This window comes from Neisseria basseii (assembly GCF_962707005.1).
In the GTDB taxonomy this organism is placed as follows: Bacteria; Pseudomonadota; Gammaproteobacteria; order Burkholderiales; family Neisseriaceae; genus Neisseria; species Neisseria bergeri.
Genome location: NZ_CAUIXH010000004.1, coordinates 150,636 through 159,147 on the forward strand (window position 1 = coordinate 150,636; position 8,512 = coordinate 159,147).

Here is an 8,512-nt window from a genome sequence, read left to right on the forward strand (position 1 = left end):
GGCAAAATCGGCGTGAACAATAAAAGGCGTATTGTAGCAGGGTTGTCTTCAGATGGCGGTGTAGGTCATGCCGTTTCGGATTCAGACGGCATTGCCTGCCAATGGTTTCCGCGCTTTTGCGGCGGCAAAAAAATGCCTCCTGCCGTGTGGCGGAGGCTTCCCAAGGAGTATTGATAGATATAAAGGACTATCAAACTAGTTATAAAGAACTATATACCTTATTCGGACGGATGGCAAGCAGTTAAATTAATTTTACGTTCAAACAGGTTTTTGATTTCGTTTTGATGGCTGATGCCGATGACCAGCGTATCGGGCAGTTCGTGTTTGAGGATGTGCATCAGCGTCAATGCGGATTCGTCGACGGGTCGGATGGCGGCATATGGGGTTTCAGACGGCATTTTTACTTTTACGGAACAGCTGGTGTGGGATGTGCTGCCGGTTTTGCGGTAATTTTGGGTACGGCGGCGGCAGGTGCTACAATAACGGCCTCTTTCTGCAAGGGAACATTATGGAAGCCACCGTCTATCTCGAAGACAACGAATACATCGCCCTGTGCGACCTCTTGAAATTGGCCGGACTTGCCGAAAGCGGCGGGCAGGCAAAAGCGTTTATCGCCGAAGGGCTGGTGTTGCGCAACGGCGAAACCGAAACCCGTAAATCCGCCAAAATACGCGGCGGCGAAGTCATCGAGTTTGACGGCGCGCGCTTGGAAATCGCCGATGGATACGACCCTGAAGCATAAAGCCGAAGCCCTTTTGGGCGAGCCGCTTTTAGACGAACCCGTCCGCCCCGAGTCGTGGGAATGCTGCGGCAGCGACTGCGGCGAGGCGTGCATTCAGACGATTTATTGGGCAGATAAGGCCCGCTACGACGCGCAACGGCGGAAATTGAAAGAAGCGGGTTGGGCAGATGACGAAGATAACGGAAAGGCCGTCTGAAACGGTTCGGCTTGATGGAAACCGCGTTTTGAGACGACCTTTTATTGTGGATTGAAATAGAAAATACTTATTTCGTCATTCCCGCGCAGGCGGGAATCTAGGTCCTGATTTATCAGAAATATTTAGCTTTTCAAACTTCTGGATTCCCGCCTGCGCGGGAATGACGGTATAGGGACTTTTCCTTTGCATTTGCCATACGCCCGTCTTCAACCTTACCGCCGCCACACCGCCCGACAATATTGAAACACCCTGCCCACCATTTACCACACACATAACGCCTTATGATAGACCTGCACTGCCATTCCACCGTTTCCGACGGTATGCTCTCCCCTGCCGAAGTCGTGCGCCTCGCGCATCAAAACGGCTGCACGCTGCTGGCGTTGACCGACCACGACCACACCGGCGGCATCGCCGAAGCGCGTGCCGAAGCCGACAAACTCGGTTTGCGCCTGATTAACGGCGTGGAAATCTCCGTAACGTGGCGCGGGCGCACGATACACGTTGTCGGTTTGGATTTCGACGAGCAGGACGAAAACCTGCAAAACCTGTTGGCAGATGTCCGCAAAGGCCGTCTGAAACGCCTCGAAGCCATCGCCGCCAAGCTCGAAAAGAAAGGCATCGGCGGCGCATACGACGGCGCGCTCGCGCTGGCGGCAAACAAAGAAATGGTCAGCCGCACCCACGTCGCCGAGTTCCTCATCCAAGCGGGACATGTCAAAAACAAGCAGCAGGCGTTCACCAAATACTTGGGCGACGGCAAGTCCTGCGCCGTCCGACACGAATGGGCGACGCTGGAAGACTGCGTATCCGCCGTCAACGGCGCGGGCGGGTTGGCGGTCATTGCCCATCCGATGCGTTATGATTTGTCCGCCACCGCCAAGCGCAATCTGTTTGAAGAATTTAAAAACCTCGGCGGCGCAGGCATCGAAGTCCACAGCGGCAACTGCTGCAAAAACGACCGCCTCAACTACGCGCTTTTGGCAGAACGCTTCGGTATGCTCGCCAGCGCGGGCAGCGACTTCCACCGTTTAAACGACTTCAGCGGCGGCATCCTCGGCGCGTGTCCCGAGCTGCCGGAAAACTGTAGGCCGGTGTGGGCGCATTTTTCCCGACATTGAATGCAGATAAAAATGCCGTCTGAAAACTTTTCAGACGGCATTTTTTGCGGTTTAAACGTTGTCGTACAGTTTTCGGACGGTCTTACCGATGGCGGCAATGCCTTTTTCCAGCGTTTCCGCATCCTGCGCGATGCTCATACGAATGCACTCGCCCGCGTGCGGGTAATCCTGCGTGTCGATGCCGACGAAGAAATGCTCGCCCGGAATAATCAGCGTACCTTCGGCTTTGAGCATTTCGTACAGGGTTTGCGAAGGAACGGGCAGGTTTTCAAACCAGAGCCACAGGAAAATCGCGCCTTCGGGTTTGTGGATTTTCATCGGGTACGCGCCCAGCTCCCGCTTGAGCAGCGAGACGGCGGTTTGCGCCTGATTGCGGTAAAACGGCCGGATGACTTGGTCGGCAAGCCGTTTCATCTCGCCGCTTTCCAGCAGCGGGGCGGCGATGGCCGCGCCGAAGCGCGTGGGGGCAAGGTTCACAATCGCGTTCAGGCTGCTGACGGCTTTGACGACTTCCGGCGCGGCGACGATGATGCCGGTGCGAACGCCCGGCAGGCCGACTTTGGAAAGGCTGAAGCAGAGGATGATGTTTTCGTGCCAATTCAGCGTTACGTCGCTGTAAATGATGTTGGGGAACGGCATTCCGTAGGCGTTGTCGATAATCAGCGGAATGCCGTGTTTTTGCGCCAAAGCGTCCAGCCGCGCCATTTCGCCGTCGGTTAGCACGTTGCCGGTCGGGTTGGTCGGGCGCGAACAGCAAATCGCGCCGATTTTGCCTTCTTTCAGCTCGGGCAGGCTTTCCAGCGCGTCAAAGTCCACGCGGTATTTGAAGAAGCCGGCTTCGCCTTCGTGTTCGACGTTTTCAATTTTGGGCTTGACGGAAACGAAGTGCTGCCCTTCGATATGCACGTCGGCATAGCCGATGTATTCGGGCGCGAGCGGCAACAAAATGGCTTTTTCTGCGGATGTGCCGTCTGAAAGCTTGAATTTGCCGCCGAAGAGGTTGAATAAATAGAAAAACGCGTTTTGCGAACCATTGGTCAGCGCGATATTGCCGGCGGTCAGATTCCAGCCGTATTCGCGATTGAGGAAGGCGGTCAGCGCGTCAATCAGCGCGGCATCGCCTTGGGGGTTGGAGTAGTTGCCGATGTTTTCGACGGCGTGTTCCGCCGCCAGCTTGGAAAATATGTCGGCGAACGCCTGATCGATTTCCGGAATGCGCGCCGGGTTGCCGCCGCCGAGCATGTTGACGGGCTTGTCGCTTTTGAGCGCGTCGCCGAGGTCGTCCATCAGTTGGAGGATGCCGCTGTGTTGCGTGAATTTTTCGCCGAATGCTGAAAACTGCATGTCAAACTCCGTGTGTGTAAGGTAGGTTGGTTTGTACGTTATGCCGTCTGAAGGTTCAGACGGCATTTTTTTGTGTGTTTCTCGTACCCAAAGCAGGTCGCAGATGCCGTCGCTCGGGGCAAAGCCGGTCGGGGCGTTGATGAGCAGGGTACGGATTGCCTGCTGGTCGTAACGGTCGCAGGCCGCACGGATGCGGTCGAGCAGGGCGGAGAGCTCGTGCCACGGCAGCATGGTCTCGTTGGCGGTCATGATGCGCGGATGGCCGGTTTTGCGGACGTTGTCGCCGATGAGCAGCTCTTCGTAGAGTTTTTCTCCGGGACGCAGTCCGGTAATGAGGATTTCGATGTCGCCGTCGGGTTGTTCGGGTGTTTTGGGTTTGAGGCCGCTTAGGGTAATCATTTGGCGGGCAAGGTCGATGATTTTGACGGATTCGCCCATATCAAGGACGAACACGTCGCCGCCCGTACCCATCGCACCCGCCTGTATGACGAGTTGGGCGGCTTCGGGTATGGTCATGAAATAACGTGTGATTTCGGGGTGGGTCAGGGTAAGCGGGCCGCCTTCTGCAATCTGTTTTTCAAACAGCGGGACAACGGAGCCGGACGAACCTAAAACATTGCCGAAACGTACCATGCTGAAGCGGGTTTTTTGTCCGGGTTCGGCGGCGAGTGCTTGAAGGCAGAGTTCCGCCATGCGTTTGCTGGCACCCATGGTGTTGGTGGGGCGGACGGCTTTGTCGGTGGAGATGAGGACGAAGGTTCTTACGCCCGATGCCGTGGCGGCAAGCGCGCACTCGAGTGTGCCGAAGATGTTGTTGCGTATGCCTTCGACGGTGTTGAATTCGACCATGGGGACGTGTTTGTAGGCGGCGGCGTGATAGACGGTCGCAACGGAAAAGGCGGTCATGACGTGTTCGAGCAGGGTGCGGTTTTGCACCGAACCCAAAAAGGGCAGGATTTCGGTATCGGTATTGTTTTGGGTGCAGTATTCGCGCAATTCTTTTTCGATGGCGTACAGGGCGAATTCGGATAACTCGAACAGCAGCAGCTTTTCGGGGCGGCGGCGGATAATCTGGCGGCAGAGTTCCGAACCGATGGAGCCGCCCGCGCCGGTTACCATGACGGTTTTGCCTTCGATGTCGGCACTCATCAGACGGTCGTCGGGTGCGACGGAATCGCGCCCGAGCAGGTCGGACACAGAGATTTTTTTGAGCGTGCCGATGCTGATTTTCCCGTCCATCAGGTCTTTCATTCCGGGAATGGTCAACACTTCGCACGGATAGGCTTCCAGTTTGCTGATGATTCGGCGGCGTTGTTCCTGAGTCGCGCTGGGAATGGCGAGCAGGATTTTTTCCACGCCGCAGCGTCCGATGAGGGCGGCGATGTCGTCGGGGCGGTAAACGGCAAGGCCGCAGATGACGGTGTGCCAAAGCTTGGGGTTGTCGTCCACAAAGGCGGCGGCGGAATATTCGCGCATTTGTTTGACGGCCTCGAGAAGCTGCCTGCCCGCCTGCCCCGCGCCGTAAATAATGACGGGGGTCATCTGTTTTTTGGGGTGTTCGGACAACAGCCCGCGCAAAACCATACGCGAGCCGGTCACGGAAACAAACAGCAGCAGGAAATAGACGACGGGCAGGGCGAGGCGCAATTTTTCTTCAAATATCAGCGTATTGAGGAAAAACAGTACGGCGGAGGCGAGGCTGCCTGCCAGCGCGGTGGAGAGGATACGGAAGCTGATGAAGCGTGTGACGGCGCGGTAAAGCCCCATTCTGAAGAACAGGCAGGCGGTCAAAAGCGCGGTCAATAGGAAAGACTGCCAGTTGGCGGGGTCGAACCATTCTTCGGAATAGTCGGCCTTCAGGCTTTGGGTGAACCAGAATGCAATGAAAATCATCAGAAAATCGTGTATGAGGAAACAGGTTTTCTTGATGTTGCGCGGCAGGGCGATCAGGGTTTCCAGATTCATATCGTGGGGCGGTATGTGTTTTCAGACGGCGTATGCCGTCTGAAGGGTTATCGTGCGGCTTCGGTCAATACGGCTTCGATGTGTTCTTTGCAGAACGCGATTTCGCCGTCGGTCAGCGTCGGATGCACCAAAAACATCAGGCTGGTGTCGCCCAGTTCGACGGCGTTTTTCAGCCGCTCTTTCGGCCGCCACGGCGTGTTGTCGAAGGCTTTTTCCAAATACACTTCTGAGCAGCTGCCTTGATAACAGGGGACTTTGCGCGCGTTCAGTTCGCTGACGATGCGGTCGCGCGTCCAGCCGTCTTTCAGGTGTTCGGGTTTGACGAAGGCGTAGAACTTATATTGCGCGTGTTCGATGTAGCCGGCGACTTCAATCAAACGGATGCTGCTGAATTTGCCCAGGCTTTCCGCCAGCTTGGCGGCGTTTTCTCGGCGGCGCGCCGTCCATTCTGGCATACGTTTGAGCTGGATGCGCCCGATGACCGCCTGCATTTCCATCATACGCCAGTTTGTGCCGAAACTTTCGTGCAGCCAGCGGAAACCGGGTGCGTGTTGGCGGCAGTACACGGCATCGTAGCTTTTGCCGTGGTCTTTGTACGACCACATTTTTTCCCACAGGGTTTTGTCGTTGGTCGTAACCATACCGCCCTCGCCGCCGGTGGTCATGATTTTGTCTTGGCAGAACGACCACGCGCCGACGTGTCCGATGCTGCCGACGGATTTGCCTTTGTATTTCGCGCCGTGCGCTTGGGCGCAATCTTCGATCACCCAAAGATTATGTTCTTTTGCCAAAGCCATAATGCCGTCCATTTCGGCGGGCATACCGGCAAGGTGGACGACGATGACGGCTTTGGTATTCGGGGTCAGCACAGCCTTGACGGTTTCCGCGCTGATGTTTTGGCTGTTCAAATCCACATCGGCAAACACCGGATTTGCGCCCGCGTTCACAATGCAGGACGCGGAAGCCAAGAAAGTGCGCGAGGTAACGATGACATCGTCGCCCGCGCCTATGCCGATTGCTTTGAGCGCGGCATCGAGTGCCAGCGTGCCGTTGGCAAGGGCGACGGCGTATTGCGTACCGGCGAAGGCGGCAAATTCTTTTTCAAATTCGCGGCATTCGTTTCCCGTCCAGTAATTGACTTTGTTGGACAGCAGGACTTTGGAAACGGCATCGGCTTCTTCTTGGGTGAAGCAGGGCCACGGGGAAAGGGAAGTGTTCAACATGATGGTTTGTCCGTCGGGTTCAGACGGCATTTCCGACCCTATGCCGTCTGAAGGGGGTGCGTCCCGAAGAATCGGGCGCACGCCGCAGGTGTTGTCAAAATCGGTCTGTACGGGGGTGTATTTTAATCGCTTATGCTGTCGAGGTCTCGGGGTTTTTGCGCGGCAGCGGCTTTGCCGGGTTGCCCGCGACGGTTATGCCGTCTGAAACGTCGCGCACGACGACTGCGCCCGCTCCAATGGTTGCGCGGCTGCCGATACGGATTTGCTGGCGGCTGCACGCGCCCGTGCCTATCCAGCTTTCTTCGCCGATACGCGTGTTGCCCGACAGGTGCGCGCCCGGGCTGATGTGGACGAAAGCGTCAAGCAGGCAGTCGTGATCGACGGTGGCGGCAGTGTTCACAATCACGCCGTCTTTCAATACGCTGCCGGCCTGTACGACTGCCTGAGCCATCACGACGCTGCCCTGACCGACGGTTGCCGACGGGGAAACGTATGCAAGCGGATGAATCAGGACGGGCAGTTTAAAACCCAATGCGGCGGCGCGTCCGGCGATTTGGCGGCGGATGCGGTTGTTGCCGACGGCGACGGCGATGTCGAATTGTTCGGGCAATAAACCGTTTTCAAGCAGCAGCGTCGTGCCGATGACGGGAAAGCCGTCGATACTGCCTTGTGCGCGGTCGTCCAGAAAAACGATTTCGCCGTATGTGCCGAGTGCGGCGGCAAGGTCGGCAACGACTTTGCCGTGTCCGCCCGCGCCGACGACGGCAAGTTTGCGTTTTCCTGTGAAAGGGGGCATAGTGGCTTCGCCCTCCGCCGAAATACCTTCTTTGATCAAGACTTTTCTGACTGTCAAAAACAGGATTTTCATATCCAGCCAAAAACTGTAATGGTCGATATACCAAACATCGCAGGCGAATTTTTCGTCCCACGAAAGCGCGTTGCGCCCGTTGACCTGCGCCCAGCCGGTAATGCCCGGTCTCATTTCGTGGCGGCGGTTTTGAAATTCGTCGTAAAGCGGCAGGTAGTGCATCAAAAGCGGGCGCGGGCCGACCAGGCTCATCTCGCCTTTTAAGACATTCCACAGTTCGGGCAGTTCGTCCAAGCTGGCGGCACGCAGTTTTTTGCCGAAATCGGTCAGGCGTTCGCTGTCGGGCAGCGGAATGCCGTCTGAATCAAGCGCATCGCGCATAGAGCGGAATTTAATCATTTTAAACGGCTTGCCGTCCTTGCCCGGCCGCTCTTGGATGAAGAACACGGGCGAACCCAGATTCTTGCGGATGAGGTACGCCAAAATCAGGAAAACGGGTGAGAGGACAATCAGCCCCGATGCGGAGGCGGCAATGTCGAACAGGCGTTTGAAAAATTTATTCATCAGCTAATCTTTCAATCAGGTTGACGATTTTTTGATAGGCAACGTCGCGCCTGAAGCGGCGGACGATTTCGTCGGACTGAACGGGGTCGTTTTTGCGTTTCAAAATATTTTTGGCGGCTTGAACGAAGCTGTCCACGTCGCCGGAACGGTAGTTTTCGTGCGGCAGCAGATTCATGAGGTCGAGGACTTCGGCATTGGTCTGGCTGTTCAGAATCGGTTTTTGCAAAGCCATATAGTCGGAAAGTTTGTTGGTAACCGACTGCATGGCGTGGCTATGGATGGCGTTGACGGCAATGTCGCACGCTTTGGCAATCGACATCATTTCAGAATAGGGTAAATAACCGTAAAACTTGATGGCGCGATTTTCATATTGTTTGAGTTTCTCCAAATCGGGGCCGCCGCCCATAATGTGCAATTCGACGTTTTCGCCGTCGTCTAAAAGTTTCCGAACACCTTTGCACACGGTTTCCACGTCGTAGCTGTAACTGAGCGTGCCCAAGTAGAAAAGGCGGACGGTTTTGGAGCGGAATCGCGGGGGGGGGGGGGGGGTGG

Annotated in this window: 8 protein-coding genes and 2 pseudogenes; 4 read left to right on the plus strand and 6 right to left on the minus strand. The window is 56.2% G+C overall.

What is annotated here, in order from left to right; translation table 11 throughout:
• The first annotated feature begins 12 nt into the window (after positions 1–12).
• Positions 13–174: a hypothetical protein gene (locus Q9I99_RS03795; protein ID WP_301666856.1), complete on the plus strand. Its 162-nt coding sequence runs from the start codon at positions 13–15 to the stop codon at positions 172–174.
• A gap of 44 nt (positions 175–218) precedes the next feature.
• Here Q9I99_RS03795 and Q9I99_RS03800 read toward each other — a convergent pair whose 3' ends face one another.
• The gene (locus Q9I99_RS03800; protein ID WP_003711002.1) at positions 219–398 is read right to left on the minus strand and encodes a hypothetical protein; all 180 of its coding nucleotides are present in this window, start codon (positions 396–398) and stop codon (positions 219–221) included.
• 110 nt (positions 399–508) lie between these two features.
• Between Q9I99_RS03800 and Q9I99_RS03805 the strand changes: the two genes are divergently transcribed.
• From Q9I99_RS03805 to Q9I99_RS03815, 3 genes are all read left to right on the plus strand, one after another.
• On the plus strand, positions 509–742 hold the full coding sequence (locus tag Q9I99_RS03805) for an RNA-binding S4 domain-containing protein (RefSeq protein ID WP_301666855.1): 234 nt from the start codon (positions 509–511) through the stop codon (positions 740–742).
• The gene (locus Q9I99_RS03810) at positions 720–938 is read left to right on the plus strand and encodes a hypothetical protein (RefSeq protein WP_301666853.1); all 219 of its coding nucleotides are present in this window, start codon (positions 720–722) and stop codon (positions 936–938) included. The genes Q9I99_RS03805 and Q9I99_RS03810 overlap by 23 nt, the downstream gene beginning before the upstream one ends.
• Before the next feature lie 281 nt (positions 939–1,219).
• A complete protein-coding gene (locus tag Q9I99_RS03815; RefSeq protein WP_301666852.1) occupies positions 1,220–2,056 on the plus strand; it encodes a PHP domain-containing protein in 837 nt (278 codons plus the stop codon).
• A 51-nt stretch (positions 2,057–2,107) separates the two neighbouring features.
• On the opposite strand, the gene Q9I99_RS03820 is transcribed toward Q9I99_RS03815, so the two are convergent.
• The 5 genes and pseudogenes from Q9I99_RS03820 to pglH all read right to left on the minus strand — a co-directional run.
• On the minus strand, positions 2,108–3,400 hold the full coding sequence (locus tag Q9I99_RS03820; RefSeq protein ID WP_301666993.1) for a valine--pyruvate transaminase: 1,293 nt from the start codon (positions 3,398–3,400) through the stop codon (positions 2,108–2,110).
• A gap of 66 nt (positions 3,401–3,466) precedes the next feature.
• A pseudogene (locus tag Q9I99_RS03825) lies at positions 3,467–5,365 on the minus strand (polysaccharide biosynthesis protein); the annotation flags it as partial.
• A gap of 47 nt (positions 5,366–5,412) precedes the next feature.
• Positions 5,413–6,588 carry a DegT/DnrJ/EryC1/StrS family aminotransferase gene (locus Q9I99_RS03830; protein WP_301666992.1) on the minus strand — a complete coding sequence of 392 codons (1,176 nt, stop codon included), beginning with the start codon at positions 6,586–6,588 and terminating at the stop codon, positions 5,413–5,415.
• Between the two features lie 130 nt (positions 6,589–6,718).
• On the minus strand, positions 6,719–7,960 hold the full coding sequence (locus Q9I99_RS03835) for a NeuD/PglB/VioB family sugar acetyltransferase (RefSeq protein ID WP_301666851.1): 1,242 nt from the start codon (positions 7,958–7,960) through the stop codon (positions 6,719–6,721).
• Positions 7,953–8,512 (minus strand): annotated as a pseudogene (pglH, locus tag Q9I99_RS03840) (glucosaminyl-a1,3-N,N'-diacetylbacillosaminyl-a1-diphospho-di-trans,octa-cis-undecaprenol synthase PglH); the annotation flags it as partial. The gene Q9I99_RS03835 and the pseudogene pglH, both read right to left, overlap by 8 nt.